The following is a 24,673-nucleotide window of genomic DNA, read 5'->3' on the forward strand; positions in this document are numbered from 1 at the left end:
CTGAAAGGCCGACTGGTTTTATCCGTGGGGCTGGTGATAATGCAACGGCGGTTTCTATCTTTATCGAGGGCCCTACAGCCTATGTGGTACGAAGGTTTTCTTGGCTTGTCGGCCTGGTCACTGGTGGCAGTCACCCTGCTGATGACCCACGTCACGATCATTGCCGTCACGGTCTATCTGCACCGTTATTCGGCACATCGCTCTCTGGAGCTCAACGCTGGTCTCAAACATTTCTTCCGTTTCTGGCTGTGGCTGACCACGGCGCAGAACACCCGCGAGTGGACCGCCATCCACCGCAAGCATCACGCCAAGTGCGAAACCGAGGATGACCCTCACAGTCCGGTCATCAAGGGCTTGTCCACCGTGCTGCGCAAAGGCGCCGAGCTGTATCGCGCCGAAGCGGAAAACCCGGAAACCCTGCGCATCTACGGCAAGAACTGCCCCGACGACTGGATCGAGCGCAACCTCTACAGCCGCTTCCCGCTGCTGGGCGTGGCGATCATGGGCGTCATCGACCTGCTGCTGTTCGGCACCATCGGCATCACCATCTGGGCCATCCAGATGATGTGGATTCCCGTCTGGGCCGCTGGCGTGGTCAACGGCCTGGGCCATGCCGTGGGCTACCGCAACTTCGAATGCCGCGACGCGGCGACCAACCTGGTGCCCTGGGGCATCCTGATCGGCGGCGAAGAACTGCACAACAACCACCACACCTACCCCAACTCGGCCAAGCTGTCGGTACGCAAATGGGAGTTCGACCTGGGCTGGGCCTGGATCCGGGTGTTCAGTTTCCTGCGCCTGGCCAAGGTCCAGCGCGTTGCGCCGATCGCCCACCGGGTCGAAGGCAAGGGCCACCTGGACATGGACACGGCCATGGCGATCCTCAACAACCGCTTCCAGATCATGGCGCAGTACCGCCGGCTGGTCATCGCGCCGCTGGTCAAGCAGGAACTGGAAAAGGTCGATCACTCGGTGCGTCACCAGTTCCACCGGGCCAAACGGCTGCTGTCGCGGGAAACCAGCCTGCTGGATGACCGTCACCACGTGCGAATCCAGAACATGCTCGAACACAGCCAGGCACTGAAGGTCATCTACGAGAAACGCCTGGCCTTGCAGCAGATCTGGGTCAAGACCAGCAGCAACGGCCATGACATGCTCGCGGCCATCAAGGAATGGGTCCACGAAGCCGAGGCCAGCGGCATCCAGTCCCTGCGGGACTTCGCCGATCAGCTCAAGACCTACTCGCTACGGCCTGCCACGGCCTGACACCGACCAGCCCTGCCATCAGGTGGGGCTTTTCTTTCCAACGCGCCCCTGTGATGAGAAATTATCCCGCCGGGCCGGGCCGTAGGAGCTGACGAGTGCAACGAGGCTGCGATCTTTCCCCTGCCCATTGAGTCCAAAGCAAAAGCTCAAGATCAAACGATCGCAGCCTGCGGCAGCTCCTACTTGTATCACCGCCCCGCCCTTCGTCGCCTGAAAAGGAACTTCGTCCCGAATCCCCTATCTCAAAGAGCACTTCGCCATCCAGGCGGGATTTGGAGAAAAGTGCGTGCAAAACAACAGCAGTGCACGTTCTTTGAGATTTGTGCCGATGGTCGACAAGAACCTACAGGATTACGCCCTACCTCATTGGCCCGAGGCGGCCCAGACGCTCATGGCGCTGATGCACGCCCAAGGCGAAGTGGCGCGCCTGAGCGAACGTGAGCAACTGTTCAGCTCGCTGCTGGTCAGCGTCAATGCCGTGTTGTGGGCGTTCAACTGGGAAACCCGGCAAGTGCTGTATGTCAGCCCCGCCTACGAACGGATCTTCGGCCGCCCCGCCGGCCTGGTCCTGGCTGACTACAACGAATGGCGCGACGCAATTTATCCCGACGACCTGGAGTACGCCGAACGCAGCCTGGCCGAAGTCCTGGTCAAGGGGGCCGTCGAAGACCGTGAATACCGCATCATCGCCGGCGATGGCCAGGTTCGCTGGCTGAGCGACAAATGCTTCATCAACCGCCAGGCCGAGCCAGGGCAACCGGTGATCGTGGTCGGCATCGCCGAGGACATCACCGAAAAGAAGCTCTTGGAAAGTGAGCTGCAGCGATTGGCAACCACCGATGTGCTGACCCAGAGCAGCAATCGCCGGCACTTTTTCGAATGCGCCCACCGAGAGTTCGAGCAGGCGCGGCTACAAGGGACGCCCATGGCGTTCCTGTTGCTGGACATCGATGACTTCAAGGTGATCAACGACACCTACGGTCATCAGGAAGGCGATACCGTGTTGCAGAAGATCGCCGAAAGCGGCCGGTCCGTGCTCCGACGCGGCGACCTGTTCGGGCGGATCGGTGGCGAAGAGTTCGCTGCGGTGTTCCCTGGCTGCCCCCCCGACATGGCATTGCAAGTGGCCGAGCGGTTGCAACGGGAAATCCAGCGCCTGATGTTCCGCTGCGGCGAACAGACCTTCGGCATTACTGTCAGCCAGGGCCTGACCGCCATTACCCCCGAAGACCCGTCCCTCGACAGCCTGTTCTCCCGCGCCGACGCGGCCATGTACGAAGCCAAGCGCAGGGGGAAGAACCGCATCATCGCGGCTTGACGCCAATCGCAGCGCAGTTGAACCCAGTCATGCTTGCTCCCGCTGGGCCGCGCGGTAGGAGCTGTCGAGCGGAGCGAGGCTGCGATCTTTCCCCAGACACTTGAGTCTCAAGTGAAAGATCAAGAGATCGCAGGCTTCGCCAGCTCCTACAGAGCCGAGCGCGAGCAAGCTCGCTCCCACAGGGGTCAGGCGGCGGTGCTACTTGCGGCGCAACCGCATCAGTTCCGGCAACCCGATCTTCAGCAACCGCGCCGTGCGCCCCCGGGCCAGTTCCTCAAGCCCTTCATGCTCGGTCAGATGGGCCATCTGCGCCGCCATGTTCATCACCAGCGCCTCGCGGGAATAAACCCCGCCACCCAGGCTATAGGCCGCCGCGATCAACTCACGCAACTCCAGCGGCAGGCGCCAGCGAGTGCGCAGCGCCGAGCCGAAGCCGGCGCCGTATTGATCGAGGGCGTTCCCGACTTCCTCCAACTCATCCAGTTCGCCCCCCGCCTGCGTCCATTCCTCCAGGCAACGCAGCAGCGCCAGATCGCCCAGGCGATGCAACAGCCCCGCGCAGTAACAACGCTCCTGTTCCAGATCCAGCAACCGTGCCAGGATCCGGGCGTACTCGGCGGTGTGTAGCGACAATTCCCAGTAGCGCTTGGCATAGTCCGCCAGACAGGGAACGGTGAGCCGGGCGCAGCGCTTGAGGGTCAGGCCGAGGATCAGGTTCATGCTCTGCCCGGTGCCGAGCTGGTGCAGCGCCTGGGCCACCGTCTGCACCGGACCGCCACCCTGATGCTGGGCAGCGCTATTGGCCGCCGCAATCAGCACCCCAGTGATTTGCGGGTCGGTGCGGATCTCTTCTTCCAGCAGTTTCAGATCCAGGCCCGTGGGGTTGAGGCAGCGCTTGACCGCCACCTGCACATCGGTCATCAGCGGTGCGCCTTCGGACAGATCACGCCGTCGTTCCAGAAAGGCTACCAGGGTCAGCCCCGGGCCGGGGACTGGCACATCGCCGACGGTTTCTTCAGTGCCACTCAACAGCAACCCTTGCAAACGCAGGGTCAGGCTTTCCCGGTTCAACGGCTTGGTCAAATACGCCGTCGGCGCCAGTGGAACGACCTCACGCACACTGGCGCTGTCGTTACGCCGACTCATCAGAATGAACGGTAACGGCGTAGCTCGATGCTGTTGACGAAGACCACGCAGGATCGTCAGGCCATCGACACCCGGCAGCTCCCAATCGGCGATGACCAGGTCGTACGCGTTATGCGCCAGCAAATCCAGGGCCTGTTGCCCCTCGCCGCAGGTGTCCACTCGGGCATCGCAGCGCACGCCCGACAGCACTTGCTCAAGCATCTCCCGGGACGCCGGGTCGGCCTCGGCGATCAACACACGGGGTACAGCGGGTAAAACCACAGCAGTCATGCAGCATCGCTCCCTTGCCATACATGCACCTTAGACAATGAAGGCCGTTCCAGACAGCTCAAACCTGCGGGATATGCCCGCGGATATGAAAAAACCCGCCGAAGCGGGTTTTTTGTGGATCAGTGCACAGTCGGCGTTCGCCGGATCAGAGCTCGGAGAAGCACTCTTCGATGATCGCCAGGCCTTTGTCCAGTTGCTCGTCCGGCGAGGTCAGCGGCACCAGCACCCGCAGAACGTTGCCGTAGGTGCCGCAGGACAGCAGGATCAGGCCCTTGTCACGTGCCTTGGCCACCACCTGGGCCACTGCCGCTGCGTTCGGCTTGTGGGTGTCGCCGTTTTCGAACAGTTCCACGGCGATCATCGCGCCCAGGGCACGTACCTCACCGATGACCGGATACTTTTTCTGGATGGCCTTGAGGCCCGTGACCAGACGCTCGCCCACAGCCTTGCAGCGATCCAGCAGGTGTTCTTCTTCAAACACGTCCATCACCGCCAGCGCCGCCGCGCAAGCGATCGGGCTACCGGCGTAGGTGCCGCCCAGGCCACCTGGGGCGATGGCATCCATGTACTCGGCCTTGCCGCACACACCGGCCAACGGGAAGCCGCCAGCGATGGATTTGGCGAAGGTGGTCAGGTCGGCGGCAACGCCCATCTGTTCCATGGCGAAGAAGGTGCCGGTACGGCCGGCACCGGTCTGCACTTCGTCAGCGATCAGCAAGATGCCGTGCTGGTCGCACAGGGCGCGCAGGCGCTGCATGAATGCCTTGGGCGCAACGTAGAAACCACCCTCGCCCTGCACCGGCTCGATGATGATGGCGGCGATGTCACGGGGCTCGGCGTCGTTCTTGAAGATGCGCTCGATGCTGGCGATGGAATCGTCGATGCTCACGCCGTGCAGCTCGTTCGGGTACAGCGCACGGAAGATACCGCCGGGCATCAGGCCCATGCCAGCCGAGTACGGTACGACTTTACCGGTCAGGCCCAGGGTCATCATGGTGCGACCGTGGTACGCGCCGGTGAAAGCGATCACACCGGCACGACCCGTGGCGGCGCGGGCGATTTTCACGGCGTTTTCCACCGCCTCGGAACCGGTGGTGACCAGCAGGGTTTTCTTGGCGAAATCACCCGGGACCTTGGCGTTGATTTTTTCGCACAGTTCCACGTACGGCTCGTAGGCCAGGACCTGGAAGCAGGTGTGGGTCAACTTGTTCAACTGCGCGGTCACGGCGGCGATGATTTTCGGGTGCACGTGACCGGTGTTCAGCACGGCGATACCGCCAGCGAAGTCGATGAATTCACGACCTTCAACGTCGGTCACCGTGGCGTTCTTCGCCGACTCGGCAAAGATCGGGTGAATCTGGCCGACGCCGCGTGGAACAGCGGCGGTGCGGCGGGCCATCAGGTCTGCGTTGGTCTTGCTCATTAAAATGTCCTCATTCGCCGCTCATCGGTCGGCGTAGTTCAAGGAATACATGGCGGGGAGACAACGGCGACAGCATGCGATGATCGACTGCCGCAGCGTTCCGGCCACAGGAAACAGAACGGGTGAAACGCGCAAAGGGACAGCGCTCTCGTGCCCTTTGCGCTTGAAGCGGATCAGATACCCAGGCAGAGGTATTTGATTTCCAGGTAGTCCTCGATGCCGTACTTGGAGCCTTCACGGCCCAGGCCCGAGGCCTTGATGCCGCCGAACGGCGCGACTTCGTTGGAAATCAACCCGGTGTTGACGCCGACCATGCCGTATTCCAGGGCTTCAGCCACACGGAACACACGGCCCAGGTCGCGGGCATAGAAGTACGAAGCCAGGCCGAACTCGGTGTCGTTGGACATCGCGATCACTTCGGCTTCGTCTTTGAAGCGGAACAGCGGTGCCAGCGGGCCGAAGGTTTCTTCCTTCGCCACAGCGGCGTTCTTCGGCACGTTGGTCAGGATGGTCGGCTCGAAGAAGTTGCCTTCCATCGCCTTGCCGCCCGACAGCACGGTCGCGCCTTTGCTGACCGCATCGGCGATGTGTTCCTGCACCTTGGCGACCGCTTTGCCGTCGATCAACGGACCGGTGGTGGTGCCCTCGTCCAGACCGTTGCCGATCTTGAGCTTGGCCACCGCCACTTTCAGTTTCTCGGCGAACGCGTCGTACACCGAATCCTGGATGTACAGGCGGTTGGCGCAGACGCAGGTCTGGCCGTTGTTGCGGTATTTGGAAATGATCGCGCCTTCGACGGCCTTATCCAGGTCCGCGTCGTCGAACACGATGAACGGCGCGTTGCCGCCCAGTTCCAGAGAGACTTTCTTGATGTCCTTGGCACATTCGGCCATCAGCTGACGACCGATCTCGGTCGAGCCGGTGAAGGACAGCTTGCGCACGATCGGGTTGCTGGTCAGCTCGCCGCCGATGTCGCCGGCGCTGCCGGTGACCACGCTCAACACGCCTTGCGGAATGCCGGCACGGTGCGCCAGTTCCACCAGGGCCAGGGCCGAGAACGGGGTTTGCGAAGCCGGCTTGATGACCATGGTGCAGCCGGCGGCCAGGGCCGGACCGGCCTTGCGGGTGATCATCGCGGCGGGGAAGTTCCACGGGGTAATGGCCGCGGTCACGCCGATCGGCTGCTTGATCACGATCAGACGCTTGTCGGGCTGGTGGCCGGGAATCACGTCACCGTAGATGCGCTTGGCTTCCTCGGCGAACCATTCGATGAACGAGGCGGCATAGACGATCTCGCCCTTGGCCTCGGCCAGCGGCTTGCCTTGTTCCAGGGTCATCAGGCGACCGAGGTCGTCCTGGTTTTCGATCAGCAATTCGTACCAGCGGCGCAGCTTGTTGGCGCGCTCCTTGGCGGTCAGTGCACGCCAGGCCGGCAGTGCCTTGTCGGCGGCTTCAATCGCCCGGCGGGTTTCGGCCGCGCCCATCTTCGGCACGGTGCCCAACACTTCGCCCGTCGCCGGGTTGGTGACCTTGATCGTCTGACCATTGTCCGCATCGACCCAAGCGCCATCGATAAAGGCTTGCTGGCGGAACAACTGGGTGTCTTTAAGCTGCATGTCGGCTTTCCTTAACAGCACCGCGCGCACGCGGAGCGAATTAGATTTGTAGAAAGGCGCCTCGGGGGCTGCCGTCAGGGAAATCATTCACCGGGCTGAAGCACAGAAATAACGCACATAAGCACAGACGTGCGGTTCAGCACCCAGACAAGAGCGTTTGAAATCTCAAACGAATCCTAGGGCCGATGGGGGTGAAGGACAATAGCCTGTTCGAAAAAAAGAACGAAAAAACCGAATTTGCCCGCTTTTTCTGATCAGCGTAGCCAACACCCGGCGAGCTGCCCAAAAACGCAGGCGATTCAGCAGCATGGACGCCCGCCATGCATATGAGTATCATGGCGCCCGCGTCGCACCAGTAGCTCAGCTGGATAGAGTACTGCCCTCCGAAGGCAGGGGTCGTGGGTTCGAATCCCGCCTGGTGCACCATCTTCAGAATCAAAAGCCCCAGGTCGCAAGACCTTGGGGCTTTTTTGTGGGCGCCGATCTCACTCAACGCTTGCGCAACGCCTCCAACCGCGCCGGCAGGTCTTCCTCGGGAAAGCGTTTTTGCAACGCCAGCAGTTTCTCATCAGCGGCCTTGCTCTCACCCGCCTCGCGCAAGCGCAGGATCTCCATCAGGCCTTGCTCCAGCGATGGCAATGCTGCCGGCGCGGGTTTGCTCATTTTCGCCGCGGGCTTTTCCGCCAAGGATTGCACCGGGCTTGCCGGGGCCCGGGCCAGTTCGCCCTGGGGCGCCATGGGGGTGACCGGGGCGGGCATGGCCGGTGGTGGTGCGGCGGCAACGGCAGGCGCTTGCCGATCGGCGGAAAACTCCATCGAGGCGGGTGAGGCCAGCTCCTCGTGGGGCACGGGTGAGCGCACTACCAGGCCGATCATCAGCGCCACACCGGCGACCGTGGCGAATGCCATTTGCCAGCGCGGCCGTTGGCAGGCTTGCAGCCAGCGTTGCCACAGGCTTGGCGTGGGCGTCGGTGCTTCGCGACGGGCGGTGGCCAGGATGAAGGTGTCCAGGGAGGCCGGCGGCTCGCCGCTGGCGTGTTGGCGGAAATGCTCGATCAGCACTTCGTCGTTGGGATCCGGGGTGTGCTTGGGGTCGATCATGCGGGTACCTCCTCGGCCAGCAGTCGCTGCAATTTCTGCTGGGCGTAACGCAAGCGGCTTTTGACCGTTTCCAGCGGGGCGCCGGTCAGGGCGGCAATCTGTGGCAGCTCCAGGTCGCCATGCAGGCGCAGCAGGAAGACCTCTCGCTGATCCTCGGGCAAGGCCTGCAACGCGGCGTCGAGACGCGCCTGGTCGCGGCTCAGGCTCAGCTGTCGCTCGGGGCTGCCGGTGTCGTCGGGCTGGACGTGCAGTTGCTCGTCATAACTGTCGTGCAACGGGTTGTGGACACCGTGTTTGCGCCACTGGTCGATCAAGCGGTTGCGGGCAATCTGGAACAACCAGGTACGAAAACTCGCCCGGCCTTGTGGCTGGGTGGTGCTGCGAATCAGGCTGAGCCAGGTGTCCTGGAAAACCTCCTCGGCCAGCTCGGCTTTGTTGCTCAAGGACAGCAGGAAACGGTAAAGCCCTTGCCGATGACGGGCGTACAGGACTTCGAAAGAAGCCCCGTCGCCATTGCGGTAGCGGGCCAGCAGCGATTCGTCGCTGGGAGAATCAAGCGCAGCGGGCATGTGGGGGGCGAACTCCTTTCCGGTCATTGCAACACAATCCTGGCAGACAACAAGGGAGCCCTGTGGGAGCTTGCTCGCGATGGCGTCGGATCAGTCAATGATGAACATGATCGGGCTACTGCTATCGCGAGCAAGCTCGCTCCCACATTTGATCCTCGTTGCAGTCAGGCTCAGCGCTTGGCCGCAGGCTCAAGGCTCTGGGCCAGTTCCACCAACTGCACAAACTCCGAGCGCAGCCCAAACGGATCATCACCACGGGCCGAGCGCGCCAATTGCGCAGTGTCCTTCAAGGTCATCGTCCCAGTGTAGCGTCCATCGCCCTTGAGCTGTTGGGCGAAGGCGGCAACAGCGGCCGAGAAGCGCAGGTCATCGCTGGGCTTGCGGTCGTTCTGCACGCTGGCAATGGGATGTTCGATCAATCGACTGCTTCCGCCCTCGGCCGGCTTGTAGCGTACGCGCAACATCGCCAATTCGCCTGAGGTGCTCTGCGACTTGGGCGTGCTTGCATAGCGCAGCGGTTCCAACCAGCCCGGCTCGCCCTTCGGCACGATTTCATACAATGCCGTCACCGTATGGCCGGCGCCGATCTCGCCTGCGTCGACCTTGTCGTTGTTGAAATCCTCACGCTTCAACGCGCGGTTCTCATAGCCCAGCAGTCGATACTCACTGACCTGGGCGGGGTTGAACTCCACCTGCAACTTCACGTCCCGGGCGACCACCGCCAGGGTGGAACTGAGCTGGTCCACCAGGACCTTGCGCGCTTCGAGCAGGTTGTCGATGTAGGCGTAGTTACCATCACCGGCGTCGGCCAATTGCTCCATCAGGTGTTCGTTGTAGTTATCCACACCGAAGCCCAGTGTCGTCAGGGAGACGCCGCTTTTACGCTGGTCCACCGCCATCTGCTTGAGGCTGTCGAAATCACTGACGCCGACGTTGAAGTCGCCATCCGTGGCCAGCAGGATGCGGTTGATGCCTTTGTCGATGAAGCTCTCGCGCGCCATCTGATAGGCCAATTCGATGCCCGAGGCCCCAGCGGTGGAACCACCGGCATCGAGTTGGTCGATGGCGTTGCGGATTGCCGCCTTGTCGCGACCCGAGGTGGGCTTGAGCACCACCCGGGATTCACCGGCATAGACCACCAGGGACACCCGGTCCTGATCGCGCAATTGGTCTACCAGCAGTTTCAGCGTGCTCTTGACCAGCGGCAGGCCTTCGCGACGGTCCATGGAGCCGGAAACGTCCACCAGGAAGACCAGGTTGGCCGGCGCCAGGTCCGCCACAGCGCGGTCGCTGGCCTTGATGCCGATGCGCAGCAGGCGGGTGTGGGGATTCCACGGAGAGGGGGCGACCTCGGTGGTCACGCCAAAAGGTGAACCATCGCTGGGCAGGGCGTAGGCGTAAGGGAAGTAGTTGACCATTTCCTCCAATCGCACAGCCCCTTCGGGCGGCAGGCTACCTTGGTTGAGGAACCGTCGCACATTGGCATAGCTGCCGGTATCGACATCCACGCTGAAGGTCGAGACCGGCGTTTCGGCGACGCGGTGGATCGGGTTGTCCGGCAGTTTTTCGTACTGCTCCCGTGGCTCGGTGCGGTAATCGCCGGCTAGGGTGTCGTTCGCCACCGTGGGGGCGGGCATCGATGCCGGAACGGCCATGCGCTTGGCCATGGGCTCGCGAACATAGGCGACCTCGCCTTGCGGTGCAACGCTGGGCGCCACAGGCACGGGTTCGGCCGGCTTGGCGACCTCCCGGGACGAAGACAACCCACAACCGGCCAACGCCACCAGCAAGGTCACGGCGAAGCCCTGGGCAGCAGGACGCATAAAGGGAAATGGACGGGACATGGGCTGAACCTCGTGAATGAATGATCCGTTCACAGAGTCAGACGCAGGGCGCACGGGGTTCGGGTTAACGACCAAAAAATTCTTTTGAAGCGCCGCAAGACAGGCCTGGCCTCCCCGAAGTGGCCAGGCCGTTACCGCGATTGGAGCCATCGCCCGCACGCTGCAGCAGGCATGGCTAGCGGGACGGAATGCCCCGCAGATCATCGGCGATGAAGCGGCTCAACTGGCCGGTGTAATAGTCTTCGACATCGGAGTTGCCTCTGTTCGTCAGGGCACCTGCCATGCCTAGGCGGACGATCAAGTCAGTGTGCAACCGGTCGCGGACTTTTTCGTCGGGCAGAAAGCGTTCGTTTTACCTACGACTTCAACGTTGAACGTGTCGATCCAATAGGTGGCGGTCTCGGGGATCGCCACCGGCACTTGAGGTTAAGCCAGCCGGGCTAGGATTCACAGACCAATGACGGCTGCGCAGCTCTGCCATGGCGCCCCGGGAAATACGCCGCCGCAGCCACGCCCACCGCCCCCATCACCACGCAATACCCCACGCACACCCACGGGCTCCACGGCACCAGGGCGATCAGCATCAACGGTGTCATGCTGGCCCATAGCGCATAGGCGATGTTGTAGGTGAGCGAGATGCCCGACACCCGGATCTTCGGCGGGAACAGGCTGACCATCACCGATGGCACCGCGCCGACCACGCCGCAACCCAGGCCGGCCACGGCGTAGGCCAGGCCCAGCCAGGCGCTGCCGCTGATCAGGCTGGCGTAGAGCACGGCAATGCCCAGGGGCAGCAGCAGACTGTAGAGCATGACGGTGCGCCAGGCGCCGATGCGGTCGACGACGAGGCCGGCCAGGACGCAGCCGATATTCAGGAAGACGATGCCCAGGCTGCTCAGGGCGAAGGTGTGGCTGGGCGTCATGCCGAAGCTTTTCTGCATCACGGTCGGGGTGATGACCACGAACACCACCACGGCAGAGGTCAGCACGCAGGTCAGGATGGCGGCGGGCAGCAAGGCCTGGCGGTGGTCGCGCAGGACCGTGCGCAACGGCAGTTCCGCAGCGCCTTCGCGATCGGCTTGCAGGGCCATGAAGATCGGCGTTTCGCTCAGCCAGCGGCGCAGCCAGACGCCGATCACACCGAAGACGCCCCCCAGCAGGAACGGCAGGCGCCAGGCGTAATCGAGTATTTCCGCCGGCGTGTAGATCCGCGCCAGCGCCGTGGCGGTCAGGGCGCCCAGCAGGTAGCCGAAGGTCAGGCCGGCCTGGAGGAAACCCAGGGCATAGCCGCGATGATGCAGCGGCGCGTGTTCGGCCACGAAGACCCAGGCGCTTGGCACCTCGCCGCCCACGGCCGCGCCCTGCAGGATACGCAGCGCCAGCAGCAGCAACGGGGCGAAATAGCCGATTTGCGCGTAGGTGGGCATCACCCCGATGAGCAGGCATGGCAAGGCCATCATCAGGATGCTCAGGCTGAACACTCGCTTGCGCCCCAGGCGATCGGCAAAGTGCGCCATGAGAATGCCGCCCAAGGGGCGAGCCAGATAGCCGGTGGCGAAAATCCCGAAGCTTTGCAGCAGGCGCAGCCAATCGGGCATTTCCGGGGGGAAGAACAACTGGCTGAGGGTCAGGGCGAAGAACACGAAGATGATGAAATCGTAGATCTCCAGCGCGCCTCCCAAGGCGGCCAGGCCCAGGGTCTTGTAATCGGATCGGCTGAATCGGTCACCGGGTAGAACGGGGGTGGCAGTCATAGGCGGATTTGAACGATAAGTTGAAAGAGGGCGACGGCTCAGTCGTCGCGATCAGTGTCCACCGGTTGAACCGGTGGTTGGCCTGGCTCGGCGTCTTCGGCCTCGTCGACAGGCAGGAAATCCTTGCGGCTCCGGGCGATGGCCCGGCGTATTTCGTCGCCCTTGGTGGGGCAGTTCAGGAGGCGGGCGATGCCGTCGGGTTTCTGCGTCATCGCCATCCTCCGGCATGAGTGAACAGGGGCTCGATAGTGCTCGCTTTTGGCGCTTGACGCCAATTTTGTGTCTGGACGGCGCCATTGTGGCGAGGGGTGCTTTGCACCCCGGCGGGGATAAATTCCCTCGCCACGGGGCTGTGTCGTCTCGGGTCAGCGGTGGTAGCGGCGTACGACGCTGCTGTTGCGCAGGACGTGACCTTTGATTTTTTCCATCAGTTGGGCCCGGGTAAGGCCAGCGGGGAAGGCTTCCGGCGGCAGGTCCAGGGCGAAGAGCTGGATCAGGTAATGGTGAGCGCTGTCGCCGATGGGCGGGCAAGGGCCGATGTAGCCGTGGGTGTTCTTGCTGTTGATGCCGCTCATGCCTTCCAACGAGGACTTGGTACCGGCGCCCGCTGGAATCTGCCGGGTGGTGGCCTTGATGCCGTAGTGGACCCAGTGATCGACACCCTGTCCCCTCTGACCGTCCGGGTCCAACATGACGATGGCATAGCTGAGGGTGCCCGGTGGGCCGGCGTTCCAGCTCAAGGCCGGGGAAATGTTCTTGCCACCACAGGCGTTGGCGTCACTGGCCGCCGCCGCGGTGAAGAGGCGGTCGTCCGACACGCCGGGGATACTGAGGGTAAAACGCTCCTCGGCCTGGGCTGCCCCTTGTGCGCACAGCACCAGGGCGAAGGCCGCCAGCCAAGGGGTGAGAATGTTCAATCGAGTCATACCGGGGCACCTTGTGCGTGTCTGGCCATGGACGGCTTGCGAACTATAGCCGCAGCGTCGCCAAGGGTGCAGTGACAATTATGCTGAACCTCGTTCCGGCCCTCGACTCCAAAGGGAAACGCCTGACGGAGAACGCCCATGTCTCTGCATCAAATCGCCCGTTTCGCCGATGTTCGCGAAGACCGCGGCCTCGAAGTCAAAATCAACGACACGTCCATCCTGTTGCTGCGCTCAGGCGATCAGGTGCGCGCCTTCCAAGGCAAGTGCCCCCATGCAGGCGCACCACTGGCCAAGGGTGCGGTGTGCCATGGACGACTGATTTGCCCGTGGCACAAGGCGGCCTTCCGCGCTGAAGACGGCGCCCTGTGCGAGCCGCCGGCCCTCGACAGCCTGGCGCGCTATCACGTCGAAGTGCGCGGTGATGACGTCTGGGTCAATGACCAACCGTTGCCAGCCGATAAAATCCCGCCGGCCGATGACGCACGCACCTTTGTCATCATCGGTGCTGGCGCGGCCGGCACGGCTTGCGCGGCGGCATTGCGGGAGAAGGGGTTTGGCGGCCGGATCCTGTTGATCGACCGCGAAGCCGAAGCCGGCTACGACCGTACGGTGCTGAGCAAGTATGTATTGGCCGGCGACATGCCGGTCAACGAGACGGCACCGCTGCGCGATGAAACTTATTTCACCCAGCAACGCATCGAAAGGCTCCACGGCGAGGTCACCCATTTGGACCCCAGTGCCCGGCAAATCCAGCTCGCCGATGGCCGGCGCCTGGACTATGACGCCGCGCTGATTGCCACAGGCGGGGAGCCGAAGACGCCAGCGCTGCCCGGCATCGATTTGCCGCAAGTCTTCGTGCTGCGTTCGATCGCTCATGCCCGGCAGATTCTCGACACTGTCCGGCCAGGGCTACGGGCGGTGATCATTGGCGACAGTTTCATCGCCATGGAGGTGGCCTCGTCCCTGCGCAAGCGCGAGCTGAGCGTCACCGTCTTGGCCCGGCACCCGGTGCCGTTCGCCGCGCAATTGGGCGAGAGCGTCGGTCAGGCCATCCTGGCCCGGCACCGGGCCAACGGCGTGGTGTACCACACCGACGGCGAAGCGGCACGGATCGAGGGAACGCACAAGGTCGAAGCCGTGGTGCTGGATAACGGCCAGCGTTTGGCTGCGGACCTGGTGATCGTCGGCATCGGCGTGCACCCGGCCACCGAGCCGTTTGCCCGGTTGCCACGGGAACAGGACCAGTCGCTGTCCGTTGACGCGGGCATGCGTGTGGCTGATGGCTTATGGGCCGTGGGCGATATCGCGACATTTCCCCTGAACGGCAAGCCTGTACGCATCGAGCATTGGCGCCTGGCCCAGCAACAGGCACGCATCGCCGCCGCGAACATGCTCGGCGGCGACGAGCACTATCTGGACGTGCCGTTTTTCTGGACCTATCACTTTGGCAAACGCTACGACTACCTCGGGCACGCTGAACATTGGGACGAGGTGGAATTCAAGGGCACGCCCGAGCACCCGCCCTTTATCGCCCTGCTAGGCAAGGACGGCCTCGTGGCCGCCGCCGTGGCCTGCGATGAAGGCCGGGCCATGGCAGCGCTGGCCCAGCGCATGAAGCAACCGTTGCCGGTGGACGAGGCGTGGCGGCTGGTTCGGGATTTCTCTTCGTAGACCTGTCCCACACCCCAAATCCCCTGTGGGAGCGAGCTTGCTCGCGATAGCGGTGGATCAGTCACCTCAATGTGGTTGACGCGACGCCATCGCGAGCAAGCTCGCTCCCACAGGGTTGTCTTGTGTTGACCGAAATATCCGCCACGCCCCCAATCCCCCTGCCTGCATCAATGCACAGACTGATCGGCCGGCAAGTGGATAACCCGTGGTCGCTCCAATGGCGCCAGGGGCGGTGGCTGCAAGTCCGGGCTGAGCAAATGGAAATGCGGCACGACATGGCTGATGTCGCCGTCCTGGTTGTTGTGGATGATCTTCGAGCCGGGCTGGCGCAGCGTGTCCAGGCGCTCGCCGGTCAGCTTGAAACTGGCGCTCAAGCCCTGGTCATCCACCACCGGCGCCGGCAGCCGGCGCTGGGCGAAGCTGCGACTTTTACGCTGTTGATAACGCGCCCAGGTAATCAGCAGTACCGCGTTGACCAACGCGATCCAACCATAGACCTGCAAAGTCCCCAGGGTGTCGAACAGCGACCCTCCCAGGCGCGGGCCGGCCTGGCCGTCGAGCAGCGGCCACAGCCCTTTGACCAGCAAATACAGCAACCCCATCCACGCCAGCACGGTGAACAGCGCATCGATGACCACCAGAAAAGGCCGTTGCCGGGTCCTGACAATTTTCATCGGATCACTTCCTCTTCCTGATCATCGAACGGTTTGATACCGCGATCCGGACTGATCCAGCGCGCACGCTTCTGATGCTGCCCGAACAGCACTTTGGGAAAGCTCACCAGGGTGGTGAAGAGGCTGATCAGCCAGAATACCAACGGGTACCAGACCACCCAGAACATGATGTGCCACAGGCCTTTTTCGTAGCGCCGATCAATCAGGATGCTCACCGCGAACTGCAGCAGGCACACCACGGCCAGCAACAGGCCGGTGAAGGCTGGCGGCATCAGGTGATCCACGGCGATGGCCGCTGGCATTTCGACGAATTTGCCGGCGCCCCAGAAGATCACCGACAGCAGGAAGGTAAACGCCCAGCCGGTGGACAGGCAGTATTCGAACAGCAGCGGCCACAGGTAGCGATGGCGGTATTGCCAGATGCCACGGATGTTCTTGAACAGCACCTCGGCGCCCCCTTGGGCCCAGCGCAGGCGTTGCCGCCACAGGCCACGCAAGGTTTCGGGCATGAGGATCCAGCAGAGCGCGCGCGGCTCGTAGAAAATGCTCCAGTGATCCAGCTGCAGCTTCCAACTGATGTCGATGTCTTCGGTGATCATGTCCGGGCTCCAGTAGCCGACCCGGTGCAGGGCGGTGCGACGGAACGCGACGATCACGCCGGATACAGTGAAGATCCGCCCGAAGACCCGCTGGGTACGCTTGATCAGGCCGATGATCGAGGAAAACTCGCCGACCTGGACCCGGCCGATCAAGGTCGAGCGGGTACGAATGCGTGGGTTGCCGGTCACCGCACCGAGGCGGGCGTTGTCCAGCATCGGCGCCACCAGGTAAGCACAGGTGTTCGGCGCCAGCAGCGCGTCACCGTCGATGCACACCAGGTATTCGCTGCGCGCCGCGATGGCGCCCATGCGCAGGGCCACGGCCTTGCCCTGGTTTTCCGCCAGGTGCAGCACGCGCAGGCGCGGGTCCTCGGCTGCCAGTTGGTCGAGCATCTGGGCGGTGTTGTCCTTGGAGCCGTCGTTGATGGCGATGACTTCGATGTTCGGATAATGCTGGCCCAGCGCCGCGTGAATGGTGTCGGCGACGTTGTCGCCTTCGTTGAAGCACGGGATCAGGATGCTGATCAGCGGCTCACCCGCCAGGGACGGTGGCAAGGTGTCGTCCTTCCATGGCCAGTGGCGTTCCCAGTGCAGCCAGAAATACAGGCCGCCGGCGATCCACAGCCCGGACATGAACAGCGGGTAAAAGAACACGAAGTCCATCAGGAATTGCCCGGTGACCAGGAAAATCAGGCCCAGGGGCACCCCAAGGACGATCGCCAGCACCAGCAGGGCGAGCAGTCTGTCGAGCATGTCAAGGATTCCACTTGTTGGAGAGCGCCGGCCGCACGGTTTTCACGGCGGGCTGGTCTTCGATGAAGTTGTCCGGGTAGTAGCCGAAACTGGTCACGCCCTGGCGCTTGAGGCGCCCCATCCAGTCGGCCAGCAGTTCGCCGTCGATGTCGGTCACCGGTTGGCTGTCCCAATCTCGCGCCTGCAACTCGAACACCGTGCGCTTGAGTGCGCCGGGCCGGCTTTTGACGGTCTGGACCAGACGTTCCAACCACAGGCCGGACTGTGCGCGGGTCTGCTTTTCCATCAGCGGCATGGCCATCGGTGCCGTCCAGTCGTAGGCGCCGAGGAAGTCGTCGAGGTTCTGGGCGAACCAGGCTTCGCTTTGCGGGTTGAGCATCGGTTCGGCAAAGATATTGCGCGCCGTCAGGACCTGCGGACCACGAATCGCCCGGACCTTGGCGGTCAGCTCATGGGTGAAGTCGATCAGGTAGCGGCTCTTGAAGCGGGTCCAGCGTTGCATCGCCGCAGGGTCGTCCCGCAGGGCGGCGATGGACGTCGGTAAACCGTGGGCGGCATAGACTTTCAGGGCCGCAGGACTGGCGTCCTCGAAATCGGAGAGCACCGCGTCGTCATGGTACAGAACGCCATCCACCGAACTCATCCGCGCCAGGTCTTCATAAATTTCACCGATGACCTTGCGCACATTCGGGTCGAACGGCGACAACCGCACATATTGGTCAGGGGCGACGCCGGTCTTGCCGGTTTCCGGATCCCAGCGTTGTACCCGTGGCAGCTTCGCGTCCAAGGCGAAACTGAGCACCGGCATCCAGGCATAGACTTTGGCGTTGGCCCGGGTGCGCAGCTGCCAGGCGACCCGGTCGAACAGATCGGCCCGTACCGGCAGGTGGCGGTTGGGGAAGTACAACGAGTGCACCAGGCCATCGCCTTTCGGATCGGCGAATGCCTGCAAGAATACGGTGTTGGCACCCAGGTCGTAGATGCGCTGGACCAGCTTGCCAACGTTGGCCTCTTGCTGCACCGGGTCCGGGTCGTAGACATAGTCCAGATCGACATGCACCACGCGCATCGGGTCAATCGTCTGTACGGACACGATGCTTTCGGCGAAATGGGCGCCATCCGGATCGGACGACACCAAAAAGCGCGGGCCGCTCATCAGGTTATCGAGGCTGTCGAGGCCATCCTCCAGGGTCAGGGCCATCTGATAGCCCTCGCTGCCGATCACCTGGAGCGCGACGCCGTCGGCTTCCCCGTAAGGCCAGACCCAGACGCGTGGGCTGTAACCGGCCACCTTGCGGATTTTCTCGGAAATGGCCGCCACGTCCTTGCGCAGGCGTGCCTGGAAATCGGCCTCGCTCTCATAGCGACCGGTGGCCGGATCGTAGCGCCGGGTCGTCGCCGCAGGTTGCTGGTTGCCTTGCGGGTTGGCGAGCACGCCTTTGTGATTGGCATCGGTGTGGGCGGCGATTTCCACCAGGCCCGATTTCGACACCTCACGAATCTGCTCCCAGGTCAGGAACTCGGAACGCTTGCGCGGCACCCCGGCGAAATCCACCGTCTGGTTCAGCGGCGTATCGACCCAGCTACCGACCGGAGCCAGGATGGCCGGCCAGTTATAGGCACGCAGGATGGGCATGACGCGGGTATAGAAGCTCGAGTAGCCGTCGTCGAAACTCAGCAGCACCGCACGGGGTGGCAGCTCCGGGCCGCCGTTGCGGGCCGTGATGATCTGGTCCACCGTGACCGGCTGGTAGTTGTTTTCCCGCAGCCACGCCAGTTGCTCGATCAGCCGTTCGGTGCGCACGGCCACCAGCGCCTGGTCCGGGTCTCGGTCGTCGACATCGTGGTAGGCGATGCCGAGCACATGATTTTTCGGCCACGGGGCGTCGTTGGCCGCCAGCGGACGCTGCGAAGGCGGCGTGAACGCCGGGGCTTGCTGGGCACAAGCGCTGATCAGCAAGACCCCCAGCAGAAGGATGAATCGCGAAATGACAGGCATCTTCAAACTCTTCTAGAAGCGATAGGTGAGGTCGACAAGCAGGCGCAAATCGCTTTCGCGATCGCCGTCGTAGGGGCGGTTGAGCCAACTCAGCGCAGCACCTGCCTCTAGCACGTCGTTCCAGATGAAACGCTGGCCGTAGCCAAGCAGTCCCATGGCCCCAGTGTTGTAGTCACGCTGGCTGTAGGTACCGGCACCGACCTGGAATTGCTGGCTCCACGTGGTTTCGTAGCGGCGATACAACACGTGGTTCGCGCTCACGGTCGGCATGACGCTGAAATCCGCTTTCGGATTGAAATAGGGCACTTCGTTGGAGCCGCTGTTGCGGCTGGCGCCGACTTCCAGACCCAGCTCCACTTGCAGGCGCGGCGTGCTGTAGATGCCCTCGCGGCCGGTCAGTTGGGTTTCGAGGCGGTTGTTGCCGTCACTGAAATGGGAAGGGCTCACCGCCAGTCGCCACTCACGGCTTTCATTGGCCCGCCAGCGGACGAAACCACTCCCGCCGTTGGCGCGGATGCCGCTGTTGAGCGCCCGCAGCGGGGTAATGGCCGAGAGGTAATCCAGGCTGCCGCCGTATTGCCAGTGGTCGTCGATGTCTCGGGCCACGGCCACGCGCGCGCCTTGCTTGTCGCCAGAACCATACGAGTGATTGGAAACCTCGGCCTCCAGGGTCATGTCCCGGGTGCGACGCTCCACGCCCAGGCGCTGCCAACGGTGGTGGCCGGTGCCTTCCTCAAAATCGCCGGTGGCGTAGCCGGCACCGCCGAACAACCGCCAGTCTTCATCGATAGGCGGGCTGTAGAGCAGCGTTTCGATACCAAAGTCCCGGCTGCCAGTGACTGCACCGGCATCACCGTTGCCACCGCCATAGCTCTTGCCGGTGTAGGCCTCGATGCGCAGCTCGGCCATGTCGTGTACCTCACGCTGGCGCTGCAGACGTTTGACATGGGCGTTTTCCGGGTAGCGGGCGACCACGTCATCGGTCAATGCATCCATCTGCCGCCACTCCTGCAAATCCATGGCAGCGCGGGCCTGGGCGATTTCCAGGTCACGGTTGCGCGGAATCGTCGCCTCGACTTCTTTGAGCAGGTTTTCCGAACGGCGCGGCCAGTCGCGGGCCTGGTACAGATCGGCCTGGGCCAGACGCATGCCAGTATTGCCGGGGCCCTGGCTGACCAAGGTTTCCAGGCGCGCCTCGGCAGAGGGCAAGTCCGCGCCGTAAGTACCGGCCTGGGCGGCGAGTTGCTGGGCGTCCATCCATTCATCGTTGGGGTTGCCGATCGGCAGGCCCTTGAGCTCGATGCGCGGAGGCTGGGCTTTCGCCATGTCTTCGGCCAGTGCACGGGCATCTTCGGATTTTTCACTTTCCAGCAACGCATAGTAGAGCGCGGTGCTGTCTTCAAAACGCTCCGCGGGGTCGGCATCCGGCGCGGTCAGGACCCGGCGGTACAGATCGACGGCAATCTCCGGCTCACGCTGTTCCAGATAGGAAGAGGCCACCCAGCGCAGGGCATAAGTGGGAATGCTCACGCCCTCGGCGATCAGCTTCTGGTATTCGGCAATCACTTCTGCTCGACGGGCGCGGGCATTGAGCGCGCCCATGCGATCGATGCGCCAACGGAGTACGTCGTCATGGGCCTCGGCCACCGGGGTCCAGGTGACGAGCAACTTGTCGTAGTCGGCCAAGGCGCGGTCGGCAATGACGAAGCGCTCCTCTTCGCTGCGGCTGGCCATGTCCGCCAGGCGCACCCGTTCGGCGGCGACGTCACCCTCCAGGCGTCGTTGCACGCCACGGTCGATCAGCCCCGGCTGCAAGCGTGCCAGGCGCAGCGCCGGCTCCGGCAGCCGTGCGCGTTGCAGGGCGTAGATGTATTCGCGCGCAACCTCTGGATTGTTGCCGGCACGCGTGAAGGCCTGGTCGTATTCGAACAGCGCTTCGTGGGGGCTGTTGGCGCGGGTCAACGCATAACCCAGTGCCAGTCGACGCATCGGATCTGTCGGCTTGGCAGCGACCAGGGCCTTGGCGCGTGTGACGGCTTCGTCGGGCTGGCCTGCATCGGCCTGGGTCAAGGCCAGGCCGAGCTGCAAGTCGGGGTTCTGGGGATCGATCACCAAGGCCTGGCGGTACAACTCGGCCGCCGAATCCCAGCGCTTGAGGTTGCGATAGGCTCGAGCCGTCGCAGTCAGCGCCTGGACGGGCAGCGCTCGATTACGGCCCTGGGCCTGATAGACCGTTACCACCTCGGTATCGAGGCCGGCCCAACTGGCGATCTGCAAGTGGTCACTGATCTGCGCGGTATTGGCCTGGCCGGCCGGCACCTGGCGCAACGCAGTCAGCGCAGGCGTGTAATGGCCTGCACGGGCGTCGAGCACCATTTGGTCATAGGCGGTATCGGCAAACGCCAGCACCGGCCAGCACAGTTGGCCGCACAGCGCGACGCGAAACAACGGGCGCAAACCACGTTGAATAAAAGGACCCACAGTACGCGGCATTCGTCAGCATCCTTACATGGCCAGCCGGGTCGCAGTGCCCCCTTGCCCATCAAACAGGAAGCCGGATCAAAGGAATCCAGCCAAGCTCTAATGGGCCTAGTCTTGCACTCTCGGGCGGGTCATCTTCAGGAACGCCACAATTCTTCAGAATCGATACAGATTTCGGCCCAGGGTTGATCCGTGGGCATAAAAAAACCCGGCCGTGCGTCATGCACGAGCCGGGTCTTGGGTGTGGCTTGAACGGGCTTACTGGATGGCGACGCCACCGCCCAGCTTGCTCATCACAAATGCCGAGAATTGTTCAACGGTCATTTTCTGGCCATTGAAATCGACCTGGTTGTTGGCGTAGTGCAACTTGGTGACAACGTCGTTGCCTTCAAGGGTCGCCAATTGAGTACCGACGGCCATGGCGCTGAACATATCGCTGGTGGCTGTGGCTTGATCGGCGATCAGCTTGGCATCCGTCTGGCCTTCCATCTGTGCCTGCACGGTCATCAGGTCGACCAGCATCGGCTTGGAAACCTTGAGATTGAAATCCAGCAGGGCGAGCAACTGACGTCCCAATTCATCCGGCGGCAGGTCCATGGACTGTGGCTTGGTCAGATCAACGATCAGGCTGGCACGGCTTTCACCGTTGGCAGTGTTGAACGACAGATTTTCCAAGGCCACCTGCGGAGCACCGGCCAAGAGTTTTTCCAGGTCGGCTTTGACCTGTGCTTCTTCAGCTTCGGTCAGGCTCAACTCTGGCGTCGGTTCACCGGCTGCCGCGGCTTCGGCGGCCGCTTTCTCGTAGGGCTGCAGCTTGGTCTGGTAGATCTGCATCAGCGACATGGTGGCCGGGATGTCCAGGTTCTTCAGGCTGACCGCCATCTGTGCCGACCCGATGGTCTTGTCGTTGAACGACAATTCACCGATCTTGTAATCGGCACGCCCCGAAGCACTGGTGCCGTTCTCGCTGCTGCTGTTCTTCATTTCGAAGTTCTTCAGGCCCAGCACCGACTTCGGCTCACCAAACGTGGCCTTGGTGCTGCTCATCAGCAGGGTGTTGTCACCCATATAGTAACCGTACGAGCTTTTGCTCAGGTTACTGGCCAATGTCAGGCCGTTCAGCTCGATCTGCACTGGCGTCTGATCTTCGGCAACGGTGGTCAACTTAAAGCTGTCCATGTAGCCATCGGCCTTGATCTTCTGGCCTTGGGCGCTGGCGGCCAGGTCGATTTTAAGACCGGAGAAAGTGAGCTGGGACTGCTCATCCAACTTGGTGTCCAACGGCAGCAGCTCGTAAGTGCCGTTGATGGATTCGTCGTAACCCAGGTTGACCACACCTTTGAGCGGCGACTGGTCCTTGGTCGCAGCGAACCACTTGTCAGTCAGTGGATTGCGCTCAAGAGCAGTGTGACTGGTGGCCATGACCGGCAGCCACTTGAGCGTAATCAAGCGCGAGAATGGCAGTGGGCCGTGCTCGATCCGGTCGACGAAGAGCAACTCGACCGACTCACCACCGAACATCTCACCTTCGCCTTTGAGACGGTAGTGAGCGGTGCTGCTGAATGTGCCACGGTCCATGGAAACCAGCTCCAGGGCAGCAGTGCTGTTGGACCCGGCCAAGGCTGTCTGCATCTGCTTATTGCTATCGGCAATAGCATTTTTCAACACGCCTTCGAGTTTGGTCCCGGTGTACCAGGCGCCGCCCGCGCTGATAGCACCGACAGCCACAACAATTCCCAGAAGTACGCTTGCTGATTTATTCATGAGTGACCCGATCGATGTCCATGGTTGAAGAAAGCCGTCGTCTTCCCTGACCCGCCAAGGGGGTGGCTCGACGCCGCAAAGAGGAGCGGAGATTACCATCAGGCACCCCTGCGGGCCCAATGTTTATGGGGGTAAAAACGTTTTCTTGCGAGGTGGTCTACGAATATTGGACTTCGATCTCATCGAGCTGATGGTCGAAAGTCTTGAGGCGGGCCGTCCAGGTGTACACCAGCACTTCGAAATCGCGATTGATCACCGCAGCCCCCGATGACTCTGCGCGCGAATCGCAAAAGTCCAGTTGATAGCGCTCCCGGGCCATGGCGTTAGCCACGTCGCACAATTCACGGGCGTTGTTGAGCCAGTGCCAGCCGTCCTGGGTGACCTGCTTGTCCAAGGCCGCGCATTGGACTTTCAGGGCTTCCAGGCTTTTTTCCAACGGAGTACCGGTGAGCTCGCCCATGACTTCCTGGAATGTGCGGCCAGGTTGCCAATAACTGCCCCAGAAATAACGGTCAAACACCGTTTCGACGCGTCGCAATGCCACCTTGGTGTCCCAAATCAGCACCAGGGTCTTGCCTTGCTCGAGGTGTTTTTTCTTGATGCGTTGGCCCTGAAGCGAAGCCCAGGCCACGATTGCGATGGATATCACGCCAATCAACGCTGCCGCGCTATCGAGGAACAGCAGCGCCTTGTCGATTTGATGAGTGAGCATGACGCCATAGAAATAAGTGGCCGAAAGCAGCAGCAATGCCGCAGTGGCGCACCAAAAGCCGGGAGCATAAGGGTTTTTCATTATTGGAATCCCCATGACCAGTGACGTCGTGGCCCTCTTGGTCGCCAGAGCCCGACTCTCACAGCATAGCAACGGCGTTGGGGGTTTGCCGGGGCATCAGGGGTTCGATCCGATTACCGGCCCAAAACGACAAAACCCCTGTCTGCGGGGGCAGACAGGGGTTCTGGGAATTCAATCTTGACGATGACCTACTCTCACATGGGGAAACCCCACACTACCATCGGCGATGCATCGTTTCACTGCTGAGTTCGGGATGGGATCAGGTGGTTCCAATGCTCTATGGTCGTCAAGAAATTCTGTGTCCGACCCGTTCAACAACAACGTGTCGGTAAAATCGATGACTTCTACTAAAAACAAAACCCCTACCTGCGTCAGCAGATAGGGGTTTCGGAATTTAATCTTGACGATGACCTACTCTCACATGGGGAAACCCCACACTACCATCGGCGATGCATCGTTTCACTTCTGAGTTCGGGATGGGATCAGGTGGTTCCAATGCTCTATGGTCGTCAAGAAATTCGGTAGCCAGCGCGTGCCTTGCGGTCACGTTCCAGCGAATGGGTATGCGATAGTTTGTGTGCTGCAGTCGAGCGTCTCGAACTTTCGGTTCGTTTCGTCTTCACACACCGCAATCTGGTTCTCCTTCGCCCTGGGGCTTGGAGCTTACAAATTGCTTGGGTGTTATATGGTCAAGCCTCACGGGCAA

The 24,673-nt window shown here is 62.2% G+C and carries 18 protein-coding genes, 1 tRNA gene, 2 rRNA genes and 1 pseudogene; 4 read left to right on the forward strand and 18 right to left on the reverse strand.

The features are described 5' to 3' along the window. Window positions 1-81 precede the first annotated feature (81 nt). Together desA and BLQ55_RS28450 are read left to right on the forward strand one after the other, a co-directional pair. Complete coding sequence (gene desA, locus BLQ55_RS28445; protein WP_092176300.1) at window positions 82-1,266, forward strand: delta-9 fatty acid desaturase DesA; 1,185 nt, start codon at window positions 82-84, stop codon at window positions 1,264-1,266. A gap of 328 nt (window positions 1,267-1,594) precedes the next feature. Beyond that, window positions 1,595-2,584, forward strand: a complete 990-nt coding sequence (locus BLQ55_RS28450; protein WP_092204968.1) for a GGDEF domain-containing protein — start codon at window positions 1,595-1,597, stop codon at window positions 2,582-2,584. A 198-nt stretch (window positions 2,585-2,782) separates the two neighbouring features. On the opposite strand, the gene BLQ55_RS28455 is transcribed toward BLQ55_RS28450, so the two are convergent. The 3 genes from BLQ55_RS28455 to gabD form a co-directional block, all read right to left on the reverse strand. Continuing rightward, window positions 2,783-4,000 (reverse strand): HDOD domain-containing protein, encoded by a 1,218-nt coding sequence (locus tag BLQ55_RS28455; RefSeq protein ID WP_092204969.1) that lies wholly within the window; start codon window positions 3,998-4,000, stop codon window positions 2,783-2,785. 145 nt (window positions 4,001-4,145) lie between these two features. Continuing rightward, window positions 4,146-5,423 (reverse strand): 4-aminobutyrate--2-oxoglutarate transaminase, encoded by a 1,278-nt coding sequence (gabT, locus tag BLQ55_RS28460; protein ID WP_092204970.1) that lies wholly within the window; start codon window positions 5,421-5,423, stop codon window positions 4,146-4,148. A 173-nt stretch (window positions 5,424-5,596) separates the two neighbouring features. Further along, complete coding sequence (gabD, locus tag BLQ55_RS28465) at window positions 5,597-7,039, reverse strand: NADP-dependent succinate-semialdehyde dehydrogenase (RefSeq protein WP_092258805.1); 1,443 nt, start codon at window positions 7,037-7,039, stop codon at window positions 5,597-5,599. Window positions 7,040-7,388: 349 nt separating this feature from the next. Here gabD and BLQ55_RS28470 point away from each other — a divergent pair. Beyond that, a tRNA-Arg gene (locus BLQ55_RS28470) sits at window positions 7,389-7,465 on the forward strand. Between the two features lie 63 nt (window positions 7,466-7,528). Here the strand turns inward: BLQ55_RS28470 and BLQ55_RS28475 are convergent. The 7 genes and pseudogenes from BLQ55_RS28475 to BLQ55_RS28500 all read right to left on the reverse strand — a co-directional run bounded on the left by BLQ55_RS28475 (window position 7,529) and on the right by BLQ55_RS28500 (window position 13,233). Next, window positions 7,529-8,140, reverse strand: a complete 612-nt coding sequence (locus tag BLQ55_RS28475; protein WP_092258808.1) for a hypothetical protein — start codon at window positions 8,138-8,140, stop codon at window positions 7,529-7,531. Beyond that, window positions 8,137-8,709 (reverse strand): RNA polymerase sigma factor, encoded by a 573-nt coding sequence (locus tag BLQ55_RS28480; RefSeq protein ID WP_092204983.1) that lies wholly within the window; start codon window positions 8,707-8,709, stop codon window positions 8,137-8,139. The genes BLQ55_RS28475 and BLQ55_RS28480 overlap by 4 nt, the downstream gene beginning before the upstream one ends. Before the next feature lie 170 nt (window positions 8,710-8,879). Next, complete coding sequence (locus BLQ55_RS28485) at window positions 8,880-10,553, reverse strand: vWA domain-containing protein (RefSeq protein WP_092258811.1); 1,674 nt, start codon at window positions 10,551-10,553, stop codon at window positions 8,880-8,882. Window positions 10,554-10,728: 175 nt separating this feature from the next. Next, window positions 10,729-10,973 (reverse strand): annotated as a pseudogene (locus BLQ55_RS28490) (hypothetical protein). Window positions 10,974-10,993: 20 nt separating this feature from the next. Continuing rightward, window positions 10,994-12,307 (reverse strand): MFS transporter, encoded by a 1,314-nt coding sequence (locus BLQ55_RS28495; RefSeq protein ID WP_092258814.1) that lies wholly within the window; start codon window positions 12,305-12,307, stop codon window positions 10,994-10,996. A gap of 38 nt (window positions 12,308-12,345) precedes the next feature. Beyond that, window positions 12,346-12,519: a hypothetical protein gene (locus BLQ55_RS32275; protein ID WP_170847662.1), complete on the reverse strand. Its 174-nt coding sequence runs from the start codon at window positions 12,517-12,519 to the stop codon at window positions 12,346-12,348. Window positions 12,520-12,672: 153 nt separating this feature from the next. Next, a complete protein-coding gene (locus tag BLQ55_RS28500) occupies window positions 12,673-13,233 on the reverse strand; it encodes a YbhB/YbcL family Raf kinase inhibitor-like protein (RefSeq protein ID WP_092258816.1) in 561 nt (186 codons plus the stop codon). Window positions 13,234-13,371: 138 nt separating this feature from the next. Between BLQ55_RS28500 and BLQ55_RS28505 the strand changes: the two genes are divergently transcribed. After that, window positions 13,372-14,904 (forward strand): FAD-dependent oxidoreductase, encoded by a 1,533-nt coding sequence (locus BLQ55_RS28505; RefSeq protein ID WP_092258819.1) that lies wholly within the window; start codon window positions 13,372-13,374, stop codon window positions 14,902-14,904. Window positions 14,905-15,071: 167 nt separating this feature from the next. On the opposite strand, the gene pgaD is transcribed toward BLQ55_RS28505, so the two are convergent. The 8 genes from pgaD to rrf (BLQ55_RS28545) all read right to left on the reverse strand — a co-directional run bounded on the left by pgaD (window position 15,072) and on the right by rrf (BLQ55_RS28545) (window position 24,481). Further along, window positions 15,072-15,578 (reverse strand): poly-beta-1,6-N-acetyl-D-glucosamine biosynthesis protein PgaD, encoded by a 507-nt coding sequence (pgaD, locus tag BLQ55_RS28510; RefSeq protein ID WP_092258822.1) that lies wholly within the window; start codon window positions 15,576-15,578, stop codon window positions 15,072-15,074. Then, window positions 15,575-16,930, reverse strand: a complete 1,356-nt coding sequence (pgaC, locus tag BLQ55_RS28515; RefSeq protein WP_092204979.1) for a poly-beta-1,6-N-acetyl-D-glucosamine synthase — start codon at window positions 16,928-16,930, stop codon at window positions 15,575-15,577. The genes pgaD and pgaC overlap by 4 nt, the downstream gene beginning before the upstream one ends. Before the next feature lies 1 nt (window position 16,931). Next, complete coding sequence (pgaB, locus tag BLQ55_RS28520; protein WP_092258825.1) at window positions 16,932-18,929, reverse strand: poly-beta-1,6-N-acetyl-D-glucosamine N-deacetylase PgaB; 1,998 nt, start codon at window positions 18,927-18,929, stop codon at window positions 16,932-16,934. A gap of 12 nt (window positions 18,930-18,941) precedes the next feature. Further along, complete coding sequence (gene pgaA / locus BLQ55_RS28525; protein WP_092258828.1) at window positions 18,942-21,422, reverse strand: poly-beta-1,6 N-acetyl-D-glucosamine export porin PgaA; 2,481 nt, start codon at window positions 21,420-21,422, stop codon at window positions 18,942-18,944. Between the two features lie 246 nt (window positions 21,423-21,668). Continuing rightward, window positions 21,669-23,174 carry a YdgA family protein gene (locus BLQ55_RS28530; RefSeq protein WP_092204982.1) on the reverse strand — a complete coding sequence of 502 codons (1,506 nt, stop codon included), beginning with the start codon at window positions 23,172-23,174 and terminating at the stop codon, window positions 21,669-21,671. Window positions 23,175-23,331: 157 nt separating this feature from the next. Further along, window positions 23,332-23,967, reverse strand: a complete 636-nt coding sequence (locus BLQ55_RS28535; RefSeq protein WP_060739785.1) for a hypothetical protein — start codon at window positions 23,965-23,967, stop codon at window positions 23,332-23,334. Between the two features lie 175 nt (window positions 23,968-24,142). Then, window positions 24,143-24,258: ribosomal RNA gene (gene rrf, locus BLQ55_RS28540) — 5S ribosomal RNA — on the reverse strand. 107 nt (window positions 24,259-24,365) lie between these two features. After that, a 5S ribosomal RNA gene (rrf, locus tag BLQ55_RS28545) occupies window positions 24,366-24,481 on the reverse strand. Between the last annotated feature and the right edge of the window lie 192 nt (window positions 24,482-24,673).

This window comes from Pseudomonas sp. NFACC13-1 (assembly GCF_900104425.1).
GTDB lineage: Bacteria > Pseudomonadota > Gammaproteobacteria > Pseudomonadales > Pseudomonadaceae > Aquipseudomonas > Aquipseudomonas fluorescens_AA.